The organism is Labrenzia sp. THAF191a, assembly GCF_009363335.1.
Lineage (GTDB): Bacteria > Pseudomonadota > Alphaproteobacteria > Rhizobiales > Stappiaceae > Roseibium > Roseibium algicola.
Genome location: NZ_CP045336.1, coordinates 30669 through 47934, shown reverse-complemented (window position 1 = coordinate 47934; position 17266 = coordinate 30669). Strand labels below are relative to the sequence as shown.

The window sequence follows — 17266 nt, the reverse complement described above, 5'->3', positions numbered from 1 at the left end:
TGCGCCTATTATATTTAGACTAGGCTAAATTTCTTAGGATGATCTAACGCATTGTCAAGTGACTAATTTCACGGCATACACAATCACCATGAAAACAAAGAGGATGTGTTCCGTTCATGACCGGTCCTTCACCCAAGGTGTCCGATAGAAGTGTCGATGAACAGGCCAGCGGGTTCGAGGCTGTGCGCACCGCGCACCAGAGTGAAATGGTCGAGGACTATGTGGAACTCATCGCGGAACTGATCCACCTGAACGGGTCTGCGCGTCCGGTAGAAATTGCCGAACGGCTTGGCGTTGCGCAGCCGACGGTATCGAAAAATCTTGCTAGGCTGAAGCGAGAAGGTCTTATCCTTAAGGAGCGCTACCGCGATATACGTTTGACTGAGGCGGGCCGCCAACTGGCGGAAGCCTGCCGCAAGAGGCACAGGATTGTCGTCGATTTCCTGGTTACACTAGGAATTTCCGCAGAAGTGGCCGAGCAAGACGCGGAGGGTATCGAGCATCATGTCAGCGAAGAGACGCTGAAAGTGTTTCAAGATTTCGTGAAAAGAAACGCGCCCGGCACCGACTGAGCACGGCTCGAGTTGGTGGTAACATTTCGTCAAATCAATCTTCTAAACCCAGCAAAGAGCATATTGAGTAGAATGGGACCAACCTGTGCACTCAACGCGAAGCCACAAAACTAATTGGAACCCCGCGGTGGGTCGTGCAGCGACTTACCCTTGATCGGCCAGAAACTCTAATCGCAAGTTGTACAGCTGACGACGCAAGATCAGCTCCAACGCAGAAGGCCAGCGCGAGCAATCGACGTTCGAATGAACCGGATTGAGACATCCAACAACAGGTTGACGGTTAACCCAGAAAGTCCGCTTGAACACATCTCCGGTTTGTTGGAGCGGGCGGCATTTTGACACCTGTGAAACACCTCGGACACCTTCTAGATGCATAGGATCAATCCTCGAAGTTCGATCAAAATACCGGCGATGAAGAACAAAGTACCTATTGAAAACAGCCCAAAGCCGATTCTAAAGAAGCTGACCGACTCCTGTGTTTCACATCCGATGATTTCGATCGGGTTGTATGTCTGTGCCGTGTCGCTGTTTTTCTTTATCTTTCCCGGTGCCGATATTTGGTCGAGCGGATTGTTTTATTCAGAAGTTTTCGGTTTCTGGGCGAAGAACATGGCGTTTCTCAGAGACGTAAGGTATCTCGGCATATTTCTAGTTCAGGTGGTTGCGACTACTTGTGTTGCTGTGTTCGTTCTGAAGTTGCTTATCCCCGATCGTCCACCGCTCATGCCACTCCGCCAACCCTTGTTTCTGCTGTCGACTCTGGTTCTTGGCCCCGGCGTGCTCGTAAATTTGATCTTGAAGGACAATTGGGGTCGCCCGAGACCGCAACATGTGGCTGAGTTCGGCGGAGACCTACCCTATCAAACTGTCTGGAAAGTCACTGACTATTGTGACCGAAACTGTTCTTTCGTCTCTGGAGAAGCGTCTTCCGCCATTTGGTTGACTTCAGTCGCCTTTCTAGTTCCCGCTACGTGGCGCAAAGCGATGCTGCTATTGGTGCTGCCGCTTTGCTTCATCCTGTCATCCAACAGAATCGCATTCGGCGGTCACTTCCTTTCTGACACATTAATTTCCTGGGGCGTAACGCTGCTGCTCAGTTTCGCAGTCTTTCATCTGCTCTTTCAAAGAACGCGGCCAATTGTGAGTGATCGTTCGTTGGACGAATGGATGACCGCTCTTGGAAGATTTATGCAACTGAGTTTTCAAAGACTAAGGCGACGGTAAGCAAAATTTTATTGAATTACCTTTCGTTTCCCAGAGTTTGATCTTATGGGCGCTGATTTCGTGCCGGAGGAGATTTGCAGCCAAAGACTTCCGATATCATGCACTGCGGCACACGACGCGTCAGAAATGTATTTTGAGTCTAGCTAACAAGCACTCAGTAAACGTGTTGCAGTACTGTTGGCGTTACCGGCGGCACGGATCCTAATGGTAACGCACACTTGCGGTGGCCTTAGTGCAATTAAAAGGATCGAAAAACCTCTAAGATAGACCTCTTTGTAGTTCAACATCAGATTGCTTGATTGAACGCTTCCTCATTGTAGTCATGTTGCAAAATTCGAGGCCTACGGGCGTCACGTAATAAGTTGTCGATTGCACTGCGTTCGGACTCAAATCTTTCGCGCATTTCTCTATCGAGCACGCGTCCTTCTGGAAGTCTGGCTCGCATTGGATCCAAAGGTTGGCCATTAGCTAGCATCTCGAAGTGAAGGTGAGGTCCTGTTGAAAGTCCAGTCGAGCCAACATAACCTATGATTTGTCCCTGTTTGACGCGAACACCTTCCTTTATGCCTTTGGCAAATCCGGTCTGATGATTGTAGGTGGTCGTGTACCCATTGGTGTGTCGAAGTTCAGTTCGCTTCCCATAGCCGGAACTCCAACCTGCCTTTATCACGGTACCATCTCCAGCAGCCATGATCGGTGTCCCGCGCGGAGCAGACCAGTCCACTCCCTTATGCATTCTTGAATATTTGTAGACGGGATGCCGACGCATGCCGAAGCCGGATCGGAACTTGCCACCATCAATCGGTTTCCTGAGCAGGAACTTTTTTGCGCTTTGGCCGAACGCATCATAAAAGTCAGTAGCTCCATCGTCAGGCGTCCGGAAACGGTAAAATTCCAGCGTTGTCTTGCCATTGCTCAGCGCAGCAAAGTGGATCTTAGATCCGAAGTTACGGTCATCTCTGGAGTATAGCAGCTCTATGGTAGCACCAGGCCTAATGGAGGCCTTGAAATCGATGCTAAAGGACAACATGCGAACAAGTTCATTTACAACGTTTTTTGGTATGTCTTGCTCAAGTGCAGTTTGATAAAGACTATCGTATAGCGCTGGCGTTGGCCCGCTGTGGGAGACACGATCCGCGTCAGCAAAGGCTGCTGCTGGAAAGGTGCTAGGCGGCCGGGCTTTGATGTAATCGCCGCCGTCTGATTGGGCAACGGTCGCTTCGTGTTTCGTATCGCTATACAGACTGATACGCACGGGCAGCTTTCGCTCCGGATCGTCCTGTGAGGGCGCGTACGCTATTCGGAGTCGTTGTCCGTCTTCAAGTTTGGAGATTCCATACAATCGCTGAAACGCAAGTGTGATCGATGCAGCTTCTACTTCTGGAACCTGCTGATTTAGGAGGGTCCCCGTAAGGTTTTGCCCCTGAGCCACTGGCACAATGCTTTCATCCATTCCGGCTAACCGAATATCGTCATCGCGTTTTGACACGAAAGAAACGTTTTCCGGCGTTATCCGAACCGCATAGCGCTCCAAATCTGGCTGAAGCGCCAAATTGAAGTCGAAACGCCCAGGATCAATCACTGCTTCATAACCCATGTTAGTTGCATCCACCGAACGGGTCCGGATAAATTTGCGAACTTTCAATTCAATTTCCGATTCTGACAACGTCTTGTCCAAATCGAAATCCGTGTTCGATGATGGAAATGGTGTAAGGCTTATACTGACATCATTGGCCAATTTCGCACCGTACAGCGAGTCGGCAAGAAGAGAAGTTGCAACTCCCTCGGTTGCCCCTGTCGCTTCTTTCTCCGCACTCCTAGAAAATATGTTCAGCGTACTGAAGGCCGGAATTTGAGATGCAAGCGACGGGTCTTTCTTGGTAGCAAGCGTAGCGCTGATGAAAATATGTGGTTGAGCGCGAATGTTATCTCTGTCGCCCTCACGGGAGACAATATTCACATCTATTAATTGCTTGCTGGAATATTCAGTCGCCGATCGCAGAAACCTGTCTTCTTTGCTGTAACCGTTGTTCGAGATCGACAACTCATTCAATAAAGCACTCGAGGATTTCGCCCTTTCAACTTCGTATTGGCCGTCAAAGGCAGCGAATAGCGCGCCGCCCATCAAGAACAGGGATGTGACGCCAGTGAGTGCTGAACCAGCGAACCAGCGCAGTGAAACCCCTCGTCGGTCCGACATGCCATACACCCCTTCGTAACCAAGCAGCGGCGGTTCTTGACCGAGCTCGATTTTTGAGGACTGGGGGTTTTGGGTAGCGTCAAAGTGCATTGCTATCTTTCGGAAGTTAAGCAACCAATTTGTGGATCGAATTCGTTCGTGCAGCGCGGTGTCATTTGATTGCCATCACCATTCGAACATATCCCGTTTGTTGTTGGTTACATCCGCGAAGAGGCTACCTCTTCGTTCACCAAAGCTCGCAGTTCTGCCTCGCCAAACGAACTAAGGTGACGGCCGTTAACGAAAAACGTGGGTGTCTGGGTTACGTCTAAAACTTCGGCATCGGCGCGGTCCTGATTAATACTCGCTGCTATAATGCATTCTGGGATCTGAGTTCGCGTAGCTTTTGGGTCGTTGCCGGCCTCTTTAGCTACATTGGTCGGGGCACAGAACACTAGCCAGTAAGCGCGCGCAGGCCCGTCGCGGTCCAGCAGAATGGGCAAACCTATAGCCGTTACCTGTTGCCAGGAATTCACGAGATTGCGATTGGGCCATAAGAAGTTCCTGAGTCGGGTTTCCAAACTGGTGAGTTGTTTACACCCTCTAGCCACTTTAGGTTCAAGCGATTTCGCAATTGTCGGAATGAAATTGTTAAACACAGTACGATCTAACTCGCATGACGAATAATGTATTGCTTTGTACGTTTTCGCTATGCTGTGCCACCGCTCCTGTCAAAGGTGACCGAATGAACCGTATTATCGTTTGCAGTACATGCAAATGCGACCCTTCGCCAGATCTTGATGCATTGCGTCGATCGTTGAACGAATCAGGAATGGCGATTGAGGTTACACAGATTGAATGCATGGGGGCCTGTGAACAACCGATTGCGGTGGCGTTTCAGGGGGTTGGTAGAGCGGCATACCTTTTTTCAGGCCTCATCTTTCCAGACGACATTGCTGACATCATCTCGACGGCCCGAAATTTTCTGGCAACGGACAAAGGCTGGATCGAAGACGCCCGACCATGTGGACGTCTCCGTTTCTGCCTCAGAGCGCGCATTCCGGCGCTATAAGCCTATTCCACGTTCACAGTCACCGTAGCCTTAAGCGGTTCCGTCTCGACAGCGAGCATGCGGTGATCGTTGGAATTGAGCGTAACCTCAACCGTCGCATCACCTTTTGGAAGAGTCGGCAGGTGGAGCCATGCACTGTAGTGCCGCGCGACCTTCACGCCATTTACATATACGTGGGCATGGCCCTCGCCCAACACATGATCCGAGCCTGCCCGCTCCGGAGCAAAGCTGAAATTTTCCGTCATGATATGAAGATTGTAGCCGCTAACCGGATCCTTCGAGACACTGATTTTCAAGGACGGTGCATCGGGACCGCCAGGTACAGAGGTAGTCCTGTTGTGGTTGTGGCCAGCGGTTTGGCCGGAATGATTAGTTTTGAGCTCCACTGATGCGGTCTGCATCTGGTGATCGCTGGCTGATGAGTGGTCATGACCGTCAAGAGCGACACCATTGCTTGCGGCAACAACAAAGCCGATGCCTCCGCCAAAGACCAGCCCGATGGCGAAGAGTGCGAGAGAGCGTTCCATGGGGTTTCAGGTTTCCTTAAAAAGAAACCGGGCAAAACGAGATGTTTCGCCCGGTCGGTTATGATTTAGATTCCGGATCAGGCCGCCTGCGTTGCGCCGACCCTCGCCCTCTCGCGCTGCCAGAAAAAACCTGCAAAACAACCAAGCAGAAGCCAGGCTGCCATTCCGACGCCAAAGGCACGGCTGGCAAACATTGCCCCGATCTCGGTCGGAACTGGGCCGGTGAAGGTGTCCGGCTCTGGCGCGCCGATCACGTGTGGTGCCAGCAGCAGCATTGCTGCTGCGCCCCAAGCCATCCAATTGCGGCCGAATGCGATCAGCCACAATCCGGCGCCTGCGGTAAGGACGGTGGCCCACCACCAAATCTGCCGGGCAAAAACATCCGCCGCCGCGACGCCGGGCACTTCGGGAGCTAGGCTGAATCCGGGCGCGAAGTGGAACGCGACGAACCCTGCAACGCCCCAGAGCAGGCCGTTGCGACCCGTTATAACCGCACCGCGCATTTCGGCAATTGCCATGCCGGCGAGCAGAATGAAGGCATAACCGGTATAGGTGAGCATCGTGAAGATGACGCTCAGGCCATCGCGCAAAGGATCGATCCCGCCCAGCTCTTGTTGAGCGCTGACTGCCTCGGTTCCGAAATGGACCAATTCCCCCGATTCATAAAGCTCCGCATGGAGAAGGACTGGCTGAACAAAAATAAGCTGTAGCAGGGCCGCGATAAGCCCCGCCGCAGCACCAGCGAACAAGCCGCTGACCAAGAGGCGAGTCAGCATTTTAGTGACACGGGAATCCGGTCGCGTGGCGCACATCGTGTGCTGCGTCGTGCAAAGCGCTCGCCTGCACGTGACCCGTGATCGAAATAATCGCGACACCCAGTACCGCAGCAAAAGCAAGCGATACGATTTTCGTCGCGGAAACGGTGGTTTTTGCAGATTGTGTCGTCATTTTATCCTCTTTGCTGTCACACCCGACAGAAGGGTTTTCAGTGAATGTCTGGCAGGTCTCCTGGCTCGCGGGTCGTGGCGCTTTGCCGGGCCTTCCCCACAACATTCGTTGCAAGTGGCATGTCCGGTCAGCACTCTCCGCATACAGTCGCGGGGGCGGCTTCGGCTCCTGACGCCCTGCATGGGTCCGCCATATCCGAATTCCCTGTTCGTTTCCCAGCACTTTGTGCCGAATGGAAAACCAAACAGGTTTTATTATGGCGCATTTTTTTTGATCGCGAAAGCACAAATCCGACACGTAATTGATGCGTTCGCGATGACATTCAATGCCTGGGAACTTGCACACTGTCGGTGCCGAAGCTCGATTTCAAGCCGGTCGACAGGCGACGGGGAATAATGATGGATCAGACTGTTTTCTCTGTCGGGATATCGAAAAATTCCTGCCGTCCCTGGTCCTTGAAAAGCAACCGCCGGGCCATCTTTCACTCCATACTATGACTGCCGATGACCCATGTCTGTGTCCGAAAACGTCCGATTGCGTACAGGGGCAAAACACCCTGTCCACAAATTACCTTGACATCATTCTGGACAGCTAACTAATTTGAACAGCCTTTTCGGACAGGAATGACGCTATGTCACGCACCTTTGCCTATACCCGCGTGTCAACGACCGGACAGACGACGCAAAACCAGTTAGAAGAAATCCGGGCGGCGGGGTTCCAGGTCGACGACCGCCGGATTGTGACCGAGACTATTTCCGGCAGTGTGCCGATAACGCAGCGTCCGGAATTCGCTCGGCTGGTGGACCGTTTAGAGCCGGGCGACATTCTCATCGTGACGAAACTCGATCGCCTCGGCCGGGATGCGATAGACGTCAGTTCAACAGTAAAGGCATTGGCCGACGAAGGAGTACGGGTATACTGTCTTGCACTTGGCGGTGTCGACCTGGCGAGTTCCGCCGGCACGATGTCCATGAACGTGCTCAATGCCGTTGCCCAGTTCGAGCGGGATTTGCTCATCGAGCGAACGCAGTCAGGCCTAAGACGTGCCAAGTCCGAAGGGAAAGTTCTGGGTCGGCGGCCAAGCCTGACAGACAGCCAAAAGCAAGAGGTGCGGGTTGCGCTGAGTTCCGGCAAAAGCATTTCCGCCATAGCCCGTGCATTTGGTACCAGCCGTCAAACAATCATGCGGGTGCGTGACGAATTCCGTTGAGCAAGAAGCAGGATCGGATTTCCATTCTTCGAAACGAGGGCTATCAAGAATGCAAACTTTTGCGGCATATGTCGGCGCAGCCGTTTTTTGAAATAGCAGGATGTTTTGCATTTTGGGCTTGGCTGCGGCTCGACAAATCAATCTGGTGGATCGTTCCGGGTCTCGCCGTGCTGAGTCTATTTGCATATTTGCTCGCTTTGGTAGATAGCGCGGCCGCAGGTCGTGCATATGCGGCCTATGGGGGTATCTACATTGCGAGTTCTCTCATATGGCTCTGGCTGGTCGAGGGCGTCCACCCCGACCGCTGGGACCTCTTAGGGGCAACTATCTGTCTCGTCGGGGCTGCGATCATAGTTGCCGCGCCTCATTCTCGGGCCTAATCTTGTCGCTCTATTGGGATTGCCCCGCGGTTTCAATCCATAAAACAGCGCCGCCTGTAACAATGCCGATGCTGGTTTTGTTATGCGTACACCAAAAAGCATCTCCTGTGCTGACGGAGATGATGGACGACGTGTGCGTGAGACTGGCGGCGACGTCGAACATAGCCGCGTAGGACACAGGCACTTGGAGCGGGGCGGATGAGCTGATCAGCAATCCAAGGCGTCCAAAAGCTTGGTATAGAGTCTGAATTTTGATGCTTGAAATATCAATAATGATGCTTTAGATCGTTTATGTCATATTCGAGACTTACCCCATGATCACTAGCCAGCAAATGCGTGCAGCGCGCGCGCTTCTCGGCATCGACCAGAAAACCCTGGCCGAACTTGCCGATCTTTCTGTTCCGACGATCCAACGTATGGAGGCTAGCGCCGGCAATGTGCGCGGTGTGGTCGACAGCTTGACAAAGGTCATCGAGGCGCTGGAACTCGCCGGTGTCGAACTGATCGGCGAAGGCGCTCCAAGCACGGCAGGCGGGCGCGGTGTTCGCTTGAAATCTCCACTCCCGAAACCCTAACCCCCAGAACTCGCGACGGCGACCGCCGACGACATGCCGACGATCCCGCCGCAACCCATCCAAGGTGCGGCTCCAAATGAAAGAACAGACCAGACCGACCGGCGATACGCCAAGTTTTGCCGAACTCTACACACCAAAACTCGTGACTGTGCTGCGCGAGGGTTACGCGCTGCCACAATTGCGCTCTGACGCCATCGCCGGGTTGACTGTTGCCATCGTGGCTCTGCCACTTTCCATGGCCATCGCCATAGCCTCTGGCGCGACCCCGGCGCAAGGGCTCTACACCGCCATTGTCGGCGGCTTCCTCGTCTCTCTCCTTGGTGGATCACGGTTCCAGATCGGCGGGCCCGCAGGCGCATTTATCGTCCTTGTCGCGGCCACTGTTTCGCAGCACGGGATGGACGGACTGATCCTAGCGACTTTCCTTTCGGGCCTGATGCTGACCGCAGCAGGCTTTCTGCGTCTCGGCACATTCATCAAGTTCATTCCCTTTCCGGTGACAGTGGGCTTCACCGCCGGAATCGCGATCATCATCTTCGCCAGCCAGATCAAGGAACTCTTCGGCCTGTCGCTTGACCATGAGCCGGGTGAATTACTGGAAAAGCTCGTTGCCCTGTGGGAAGCGCGCGACAGCGTTACACCATCTGCGTTCCTCGTCTCGGCGGCGACAGTCGCGATCATCCTCGGGTTTCGCAGGTGGCGGCCGCATTGGCCGGGCATGCTGATCGCGGTCAGCGTCGCTGCCCTGGCGACGGCACTCCTGGACCTGCCAGTGCAGACCATCGGAACCAAGTTCGGCGGCATCCCCTCAATTCTGCCAGCCCCCAGTCTGCCGGAGTTGTCGATCGACAAGATCATGGCGGTTTTGCCCGCAGCAATCTCATTCACGCTTCTGGGCGCGATCGAGTCGCTCTTGTCCGCGGTCGTCGCCGATGGCATGACCGGGCGGCGGCACCGGTCGAACTGCGAGCTTGTGGCGCAAGGGGCTGCCAATATAGGCTCTTCCCTCTTTGGCGGTTTTTGCGTAACCGGCACCATTGCCCGCACCGCGACCAACGTTCGCTCGGGCGCGCATGGGCCGATTTCGGGCATGCTGCACGCGGTGTTCTTGCTGCTCTTCATGTTGATCGCCGCGCCGCTTGCCGCCTACATTCCTCTCGCAGCCCTTGCGGGCGTACTCGCCGTCGTCGCCTGGAATATGATTGAGAAGCCCGCGATTGCTATCCTTGTTCGATCGGGCTGGGGAGAAGCGACGGTGCTCGCCTCGACCTTCTTCCTGACTATTTTCCGTGACTTGACCGAAGCTATCGTCGTTGGCTTCGCGCTGGGTTCGGTCCTGTTCATTCAGAGGATGAGCAAGACCACTGCTGTCGCCACTCATACGCCCTTCGTGAGCCGCGACGAGGCGGATGACGCCCATCCACGTGGAAACTATGATGAAGAGGTTTTGGCCAATCCGGAGGTCGTGGTCTACCGCATCACAGGCGCGCTTTTCTTCGGCGCAACCGCTTCTATCGGCTCGGTTCTTGATCGTATCCAGGACAGCCACAAGGCACTGATTGTCGACTTCTCGTCGGTACCATTCCTTGATTCAACCGGAGCCAATATGATCGAGGGTCTTGCTCACAAGGCACACAATCGCGGCGTTGCGTTCTGGCTCACAGGCGCGAGCCGCGACATCCTGCGAGTTTTCGTCACCCACGGCCTGAAACGCCCTCTGGTACACTATTCCGCCAGCATCGATGACGCTCTCAAGTCCATCGCGGAACGCCCGGAAGAACGGCGGGGTGTCGCGTAATATCGGTTACGGCATTGGAAGGGGATACAGCTTCTACCTGCTGGAAGCTCAAAACTGCCCCCTATCACCCTGCACAGCAACTGAGAGCCGCAACATCCTTTTCGAAAGTCTGCGCAGCAAGCTTCAACCCTTCAACCGTTGTCAGGTATGGGAAGATCATCGCGCCGAGCTCTTCGTAAGTCATTCCCGCCTTGAGCGCCATCGCCGCGGTCTGGATACTGTCGGCACCTTCCGGAGCAAGTATATGTGCCCCGAGCAACCGCTTGGTGTTTCCGTCCGCGACAAGTTTGATGAGCCCGCGCGTGTCCCGGGCAGCGAGTGCCCGGGGTACGTGTTCGAGCGACAAGACTGAAGTGCGAACAGTGTGGCCGGCAGCCTTCGCGGCGGCCTCGGTGAGGCCGACGCTGGCAACTTGGGGATCGGAGAAGACGATTGCCGGCATGATAGAGTTGTCATAGGCAAGGCTATCGCCGTTCATCGCGTTTTTCGCGGCCAGTTTGGCACCGTAGGCTGCCATATAGACAAACTGATCACGTCCGGTTACATCGCCGGCGGCGTAGATGTTTTTCTGGCTGGTACGCATCCGGTCATCGACAAGGATCGCGCCACGCTGGTCGGTGGCGATTCCGGCCAGGTCCAACGCAAGATTTTGCGTGTTGGGCGTACGACCTGTCGCAAGCAGAAGGTCCTCCGCTTCCAGGATTCCGGTTCCATCTTCGGTTTCGACCCTCAGTGCAATGCGGCCGTCACGCATCAGAACTTCTGTGTAGCTCTTGATGGTTTGGACGACAATGCCTTCGTCTTCAAACGCCCGCGTCAGCGCATCACCGATTTCCGGTTCCGCCTCCGGCAGCAATCCTCGGCGGCTCACAATGGTGACGCGCGTACCCGCACGGGCAAAAACTTGCGCCAATTCGACACCGATGTATCCGCCTCCCATGACAATCAAAGATTCCGGGCGCTTCTGAACATCAAGAATTGATGTGCTGTCGTGAGGGCGTACCTGGGCCATTCCGGGAATGTCAGGCACCTGCGGCCGGGATCCCGTGGCAAGGAGGATCTTCTCAGCTTTGATGACCTCTCCTTCCAAGGTCAGCTGCCCGCCGGCAATGAAACGAGCCTCACCTTCCAGATAGGCGATGTTGTTGTGTTGGGGCAGGACGTCGATATATTTTGCAGCTCGCAGGTCATCGACCAGCGCCTGTTTCTGGCGGATTACGGCGGCCCAATCCGTGATCTGCGCCGTCGCCTCTATCCCGTCAAATCTTCGAGCGGCTTTTGGCGCGTGCATGATCTCCATAGCCCGGATCATCGCCTTCGACGGCACGCAACCGACATTGACGCAAGTTCCTCCTATGACGCCGTGACCGATCAGGGCAACCCGTGCACCTTCCTCGGCCGCCGTGATCGCGGCCGAGAACCCGGCTGAGCCCGCGCCGACCACAGCCAGGTGGTAGGATCCGTTCCTCTTCGAACAACAGTCAGACATTCCGGTTTCCTTCGTTGCGTTGGCGTCGTGCATTGCGAACAAGCGCATAGAGTGTGAGAAGTACAAAGGCGAGGAGAGCGGGCAACAGGACGTAGTCAAGAAGGCCAACGAAGGCTGACAGCCCAACGGCACCGAACAATACGACGAGAACCGGTGTGAAGCAGCAAAGCGCAGCGATCACTGTACCTATTACCCCTGTCGCCAGGAGCTTGTTGTTCATTCCATATTTTTCCTATTGTCTTCTCCGTAGCCTTCCCCGGCCGACAGTCGCGACCTTTGGCGCAGGAAATAATCGAGAAAACCTGCGATTGCGGCAGTCAGCACCGACAACACGACACCGGAACCGGACAAGTGGGCAATCTATCCGGTTGCCGCGGAACCGACGAACGCCAGACCGCCACCGCAGCAGACAATCATGACGGGAGCGGCAACCGCCGTCGCCAGCATCATTCCCAGGAGTTTGTCACTCACAGGTCAGCTTCCGGAGTTCGTTCCATCGTCCAGCAATACCGCCGTGTACCCGTATGCAGCAGGTTGTGCGACGATCTCCCCCAAATCCGTCACAGCATCGTCGAACGTGATTGTGTAGACACCGGACCGGCCATCTTCGTGTTCTTGGAAATTCAATATCGCGACGCTCTCGGATTTCTGCAGCGCCTCGCCGACGATGTAGGAACAAGACGGGCACCAAAGGCCAGTGACCTCGATTCGCGCTTTTCGTTCTTCTGCGTGTGTTGCTCCGGTCGCCAGGAACAAAACGGCAAGTGTCATAAACGTCTTTTTCATGGAGGATCCTTTCTCAGTAGCCGAGCAGCGGCGGAGCGAGGTACGGGAAGGCCAAGGAGAGCGCGACAACGAAAGTTGCGCTCCAAAGTGCTCTTTTCATGAACCGCTTTTGCAGGGGACGTTCGCAACTCCCATCATCGCAGGCCTGCGGCGTCGGCCTGTAAACCTTCAAGAACCCGTAACCGAGTGCGCCTCCGGCAAACGCGAAAAAGATCCATTTGTACTGCGTGAGCGCACCAAGCTGACCGATCCAGGCGCCTGTGGCCCCGAGGCTGAAAAGAACCAGAGGCAGAATACAGCAGGACGTCATTGCAAGTGCGCCAAGTATGCCGCCTGCGGTAGCGGCCTTCGCACCAAGGTCTGTTTCTCTTTTGGTCACTGGATGTATGTCCGTCGTCATTCCGACACCCTCATTGATCTGACTAAGGGGAAGGCTTACTGTCTGTAGTCACTACAGATGCAAGGGGTTTCTCTCATGTCAGGGATCACGAACGCGCGAGGTTATCCGATTGGGGCAATGTCCCGCGAAACCGGCGTCAATATCGAGACGATCCGTTACTATGAACGCATCGAGTTGCTGCCCAAACCTGGCCGGACTGCCGGAGGCAACCGGCAATACACCCACGACCACCTTCAACGTTTGTCGTTTATCAAGCGGAGCCGGGAACTCGGTTTCAGTATCGACGAGATTCGCGAGATGCTGAAAATGGTCGACCAGAAAGGCATCAGTTGCGGTGAGGTGCATGCCATGACAATGGATCACCTGAGTTCTGTGAGGGAAAAGATTCAGCACCTGAAGAAGCTGGAAATGGCTCTTATTAATATGGCGTCTGAGTGCGCGAAGGGAGATGTCCCGAACTGTCCGATTATCCAAACGCTCTTTGAAGCGTAGTAACTGTTGGATGGTTGGCTGTGCCGCTAAGTTGCTCGCCCCGGGGGCTGTGCCGGCTGATTGCACCTGACAAACGCGGTGCTCAAATAAGCCTGTGCGAATTTCTTCTTTAATAAAGACTGTCGCTGTAGCAGGTGGTGAAAATCAGACTGGTCAAATCGATTGCTCGATGTTCGTTCCAACTAAGCGCAGGATTTTTGGCAAATCTTATTCTGGCCCCTAATTCAATTGCCTTCCTGTATTCCAGCATAGTCAGCCATACGATCCCGGAAAGATGATGTCCTGATCGACCAGAATATTGAAATTGTATCCCGGCCGGATCTGCACTGTCGGCTGGACATCGAGGTTCTTGTTGATGCTCCGCTCCACGACCCGGCCGAACACTTCCGCGAAGTTACGGCGGACGGCGTCGGATGCCGTGTCCTGGGTGGCAAGCGTGGAACTTTCCGGAACTGCCATGTCGATCCCTGTTCCGATAATCGCGAGGAGTGCCGCGGAACCAAAAGTCCGAAGGTAATGGTTGTTCACCTTGTCCTTGAAACCGCCATAACCTTCACCATCGACGCCCCCCATGGAGCTGATCTGTAAGGTGGCACCGTTTGGGAAAATAATATCTGTCCAGACGACCAGAACCCGGTTCTGACCGAACGACACATCGGAATCGTACCGACCGAACAGCTTGGTTCCCTGAGGGATCAGAAGCAGATGGCCGGTGGCGCTGTCATAGACGTTCTGCCTGACCTGGCCAGTGATCCGGCCAGGGAGGTCTGAATTGATGCCGGTGATGAGCGTTGCCGGGATCACGGATCCACGCTTCAGTTCATAAGGCGATTGCTGCGGGACAACTCGGTTCGCGAGATATCCAGCTTCGGTAATGTCCTGGTTGAAAAAGGCTTGTTTGCCGTATTGTCCGTTGGGATCGGCATTGGCAGTCCCGCCTTGAGCCGCCTGCAGGGCAGCTGACAGGAGATCTGGTGATGTTGGACCTCGTGTAAAGGTGCCGTTGACCGTTTGATTGCCCTGGGTGGTTTGAGCCCCCTCCCCCTGGCCTTGCAGGTCGCCGAGGTTCACGGTGGTGGGGCTGTCATGGGCGGCATCGATTGATTGAAGCCGCTTCATCCGTTGCCGATGCATCTCCTGCAGTTGTTGTTCCTCAAAACGCTGGTCCAGTTGAGCACGCCAATCCGGTTCGGATTGCTGCGGAGCCGAGACCTCGTCGGGTTTGCCTGGTTCCGGTTGAAACGGGTTCCCGAAAGGTCTCTGCTTTTGAACCTTCTCCGGGACCGCGGCTCTCACCGGCTCTGGTTGGACCGCTGCAATAAGCTGGCTGGGAGGATCAATGACGCCGTTGCTGATGCCGGCTTTGAGCTGATCCGCAAAGCCACTCGCCGGCGCGCCGCCTTCGTCTCCGGCGACACTATCCCCTGAGTTGATGCCACGGTTGGCAAGGCCGATGATGATCACGACGCCGAACACGACGACAAGCCCGACGAACAAGAAAATGGGAAGTTTGTTCAGGCGCCGGATCTTGGGGGCTTCGTCATCGGGCCGGATATCGCCACCCGCCAGATGCACGTTCGATTCCGTATTGCTCATGAGTGCACGCCTCTAGACAGTTCTGGTCAAAACGGAAACCGGGCTCGTCGGTGATGCTCCGGTTGGCGTTGCCTGATAGGTCCGTGCCAATTCGACAGTTGGCGTGGTGAGACGAGCGAAGATTTGCCCTGCATCGGAATCGATCGTGTAGGCCAGGGGAATGATGGTATCGCCTAATGGCTGTTGATCCGCTTCGGCGACTGCATACCCCCATCCGCGCAGAGAGCTTTCCAGAGCCAGGGCGAACTCTGAATTGTCAGCCTTGAGGGAAATCGTTCCTGTTCCTGCCCCGACATGCTCGGAGAGTTTCGCAACCATATCGCCGGCGACGATGCTCGCAGCTGAAGGTGACAGGTTGGCGGCATCAATGCTTGTTGTTGGGTTGAACCAACCACTTTCCGACGTCATACAGCCAGCCATCGGCGTTGCCAGAACAGAAATGCCAATGGCCTTTAGAATTGAGCGGCGCGTGTGCGACATGGTCACCCTCCTCTGTTGATACGAATTTTTTGCTGGCTGTAGCCAACACCAGAAACGAGCACCGCTTGGTCGATCATGTAGTCCACGATCATGAGGCTGCCCTTCAGTCGATAATTGACGATCTGGTTCTGTCCACCAGCGGTGACATAGAGAACCGGGGCATCACCGGACGCCATTCCACTCGGAAACTGGATGTAGGTCTTGAGACCGTCCGAATAGACACGTGTCGGCCGCCAGCGGGCTTGACCATGAACACGGAATTTGAAGTCCAGGTTTTCGGCGGGGACGCCTGCACCCGGAATGGTGTTGGCTTCGAGCTGTCGATTAGCCGCCTCGAACTTGGCCTGGATATCTTCCGGGTAATCGAAGCCTACCCGGGCCATGTAACGGTGAATGTCGCTTTGAAGTTTGATCTGATAGGTGCGCCTCGACGTCGTCACCACCATCGATGTGACGAGCCCCGGTTCTGTCGGCTTGATGATCAGGTGAACCGAGTTTCCGGTTGGGCCTCCGGATGTTGCAGGATCCACCTTCCATCGAACCGTATCTCCGACCATGACATTGCGAACAGCTTCCCCGGGCTGCAATTCGATATCGCAGACCTGCAGGGGAGCGCAGACAACGGTTGGCTGGACCTGGCCATAGAGATAGATCACCTTGCCGTCCGGACCTTTGGTGATGACGCCGCGGCCGTTACGCCAGTCGCTCGACAGACCAAGGGCCCGCAGTTCCTTAGCCGTGTAGTCCGCTGCCAAGGTTTGAAGAGGCAGGGCGGTGATGGCAGCTGCGGCCGCGAACAAGCATAAGCCCGCGTGCCGTCTGGTTTTCCGAAACATTCTTCTTACTTTCTGAGCGCGTGGATTGCTTATAGTTGAGCGGTCCAATCGAAGTCCTTGAGATAAAGGCCGATCGGATTGAGCCGGATGATAGATTCGTCCTGTGGAGGCGAGATCGTGACATTTGCTACCCCGCGCCAGCGCTTCGTTTGAAGCTCCTTGCCCTTCCGGTCCCGTTCGATCTCGGTCCAGTCGATCTGATAGGATTGATTGGAGAGTGGCACGATGCTTGTCACCTCGACGGACACGGTGCGAGACTGCGCCCGGTCGAATGGGGAGTTCGTTCGGTAGAAATTGTTGACCTTCTGGGTGGCGACGTCCGTCTGCCGGAGCATCGCATAGACGCGATCGATGTAGCCTTTGGCAACGACTGTATCCGGCGTGACAGAGCGGAAAGTCGCAATCCAGGCTCCGAGCATGGAGCGAACGACGCGTTCGTCGGCATATTCGATCTGAGCCGGGAACCCGCCGATCGCGGGTGTGCCGAGTTTGTCCACCTCGACGATATACGGGACAAGTTTTACCTGGGTGCTCTGGTAGAGCGCAAAGCTGAATCCGATTGTAGCCATCGCCAGGGAAATAAGACCGATGCCCTGCCATGCGCGGGCGGTACGGATGTAGGAGCCGTATCGCTCGTTCCATTCCATCCGTGCGGCAAGATAGGGATTACCAATTGGAGTGTGTTTTGCCATCTAACTGCCT

At 55.1% G+C, this 17266-nt stretch carries 19 protein-coding genes, 1 pseudogene and 1 riboswitch; of the genes and pseudogenes, 8 read left to right on the top strand and 12 right to left on the bottom strand.

From position 1 onward, the window contains the following. The first annotated feature begins 116 nt into the window (after positions 1–116). Together mntR and FIV05_RS31125 are read left to right on the top strand one after the other, a co-directional pair. Positions 117–572 carry a manganese-binding transcriptional regulator MntR gene (mntR, locus tag FIV05_RS31130; protein WP_040450248.1) on the top strand — a complete coding sequence of 152 codons (456 nt, stop codon included), beginning with the start codon at positions 117–119 and terminating at the stop codon, positions 570–572. A gap of 369 nt (positions 573–941) precedes the next feature. Continuing rightward, positions 942–1796, top strand: a complete 855-nt coding sequence (locus FIV05_RS31125) for a phosphatase PAP2 family protein (protein WP_286202754.1) — start codon at positions 942–944, stop codon at positions 1794–1796. Between the two features lie 286 nt (positions 1797–2082). Here the strand turns inward: FIV05_RS31125 and FIV05_RS31120 are convergent, their stop codons facing one another. Further along, positions 2083–4086, bottom strand: a complete 2004-nt coding sequence (locus FIV05_RS31120) for a M23 family metallopeptidase (protein ID WP_152512540.1) — start codon at positions 4084–4086, stop codon at positions 2083–2085. 565 nt (positions 4087–4651) lie between these two features. On the opposite strand from FIV05_RS31120, the gene FIV05_RS32100 reads away from it, so the two are divergent. Further along, entirely contained in the window at positions 4652–5047 is a 396-nt protein-coding gene (locus FIV05_RS32100) for a DUF1636 family protein (RefSeq protein WP_322962303.1), read from the top strand. Positions 5048–5049: 2 nt separating this feature from the next. Here FIV05_RS32100 and FIV05_RS31110 read toward each other — a convergent pair whose 3' ends face one another. The 3 genes from FIV05_RS31110 to FIV05_RS31100 form a co-directional block, all read right to left on the bottom strand. After that, on the bottom strand, positions 5050–5574 hold the full coding sequence (locus tag FIV05_RS31110) for a hypothetical protein (RefSeq protein WP_008188223.1): 525 nt from the start codon (positions 5572–5574) through the stop codon (positions 5050–5052). 77 nt (positions 5575–5651) lie between these two features. Beyond that, complete coding sequence (locus FIV05_RS31105) at positions 5652–6350, bottom strand: CbtA family protein (protein ID WP_152512541.1); 699 nt, start codon at positions 6348–6350, stop codon at positions 5652–5654. Between the two features lies 1 nt (position 6351). Then, complete coding sequence (locus FIV05_RS31100) at positions 6352–6522, bottom strand: CbtB domain-containing protein (RefSeq protein ID WP_008188341.1); 171 nt, start codon at positions 6520–6522, stop codon at positions 6352–6354. Between the two features lie 32 nt (positions 6523–6554). Continuing rightward, positions 6555–6782: riboswitch (cobalamin riboswitch) on the bottom strand. 371 nt (positions 6783–7153) lie between these two features. On the opposite strand from FIV05_RS31100, the gene FIV05_RS31095 reads away from it, so the two are divergent. The 4 genes and pseudogenes from FIV05_RS31095 (at position 7154) to FIV05_RS31080 (ending at position 10485) form a co-directional block, all read left to right on the top strand. Continuing rightward, positions 7154–7732, top strand: a complete 579-nt coding sequence (locus tag FIV05_RS31095; protein WP_008188365.1) for a recombinase family protein — start codon at positions 7154–7156, stop codon at positions 7730–7732. Between the two features lie 49 nt (positions 7733–7781). Beyond that, positions 7782–8112: pseudogene (locus FIV05_RS31090) on the top strand (YnfA family protein). A 314-nt stretch (positions 8113–8426) separates the two neighbouring features. After that, complete coding sequence (locus FIV05_RS31085) at positions 8427–8687, top strand: helix-turn-helix domain-containing protein (protein ID WP_008188226.1); 261 nt, start codon at positions 8427–8429, stop codon at positions 8685–8687. Positions 8688–8763: 76 nt separating this feature from the next. Next, entirely contained in the window at positions 8764–10485 is a 1722-nt protein-coding gene (locus FIV05_RS31080) for a SulP family inorganic anion transporter (protein ID WP_008188224.1), read from the top strand. A gap of 64 nt (positions 10486–10549) precedes the next feature. On the opposite strand, the gene merA is transcribed toward FIV05_RS31080, so the two are convergent. The 4 genes from merA to FIV05_RS31060 all read right to left on the bottom strand — a co-directional run bounded on the left by merA (position 10550) and on the right by FIV05_RS31060 (position 13139). After that, positions 10550–11974, bottom strand: a complete 1425-nt coding sequence (merA, locus tag FIV05_RS31075) for a mercury(II) reductase (RefSeq protein WP_040450293.1) — start codon at positions 11972–11974, stop codon at positions 10550–10552. Then, on the bottom strand, positions 11967–12194 hold the full coding sequence (gene merF, locus FIV05_RS31070; RefSeq protein ID WP_077294696.1) for a mercury resistance system transport protein MerF: 228 nt from the start codon (positions 12192–12194) through the stop codon (positions 11967–11969). Before merF ends, merA begins: the two co-directional genes overlap by 8 nt. Before the next feature lie 254 nt (positions 12195–12448). Then, entirely contained in the window at positions 12449–12760 is a 312-nt protein-coding gene (locus FIV05_RS31065; protein WP_040450241.1) for a hypothetical protein, read from the bottom strand. Positions 12761–12773: 13 nt separating this feature from the next. Further along, a complete protein-coding gene (locus FIV05_RS31060) occupies positions 12774–13139 on the bottom strand; it encodes a mercuric transporter MerT family protein (protein WP_040450291.1) in 366 nt (121 codons plus the stop codon). Between the two features lie 96 nt (positions 13140–13235). On the opposite strand from FIV05_RS31060, the gene FIV05_RS31055 reads away from it, so the two are divergent. Beyond that, positions 13236–13652: a helix-turn-helix domain-containing protein gene (locus tag FIV05_RS31055; protein ID WP_040450239.1), complete on the top strand. Its 417-nt coding sequence runs from the start codon at positions 13236–13238 to the stop codon at positions 13650–13652. A gap of 252 nt (positions 13653–13904) precedes the next feature. Here FIV05_RS31055 and trbI read toward each other — a convergent pair whose 3' ends face one another. The 4 genes from trbI to trbF all read right to left on the bottom strand — a co-directional run bounded on the left by trbI (position 13905) and on the right by trbF (position 17256). After that, entirely contained in the window at positions 13905–15248 is a 1344-nt protein-coding gene (trbI, locus tag FIV05_RS31050; RefSeq protein WP_008188296.1) for an IncP-type conjugal transfer protein TrbI, read from the bottom strand. Positions 15249–15260: 12 nt separating this feature from the next. Then, positions 15261–15728 carry a conjugal transfer protein TrbH gene (gene trbH, locus FIV05_RS31045; protein ID WP_040450237.1) on the bottom strand — a complete coding sequence of 156 codons (468 nt, stop codon included), beginning with the start codon at positions 15726–15728 and terminating at the stop codon, positions 15261–15263. 2 nt (positions 15729–15730) lie between these two features. Continuing rightward, complete coding sequence (gene trbG / locus FIV05_RS31040) at positions 15731–16528, bottom strand: P-type conjugative transfer protein TrbG (protein ID WP_008188355.1); 798 nt, start codon at positions 16526–16528, stop codon at positions 15731–15733. 65 nt (positions 16529–16593) lie between these two features. After that, positions 16594–17256 carry a conjugal transfer protein TrbF gene (gene trbF / locus FIV05_RS31035; RefSeq protein WP_008188241.1) on the bottom strand — a complete coding sequence of 221 codons (663 nt, stop codon included), beginning with the start codon at positions 17254–17256 and terminating at the stop codon, positions 16594–16596. Positions 17257–17266 lie beyond the last annotated feature (10 nt).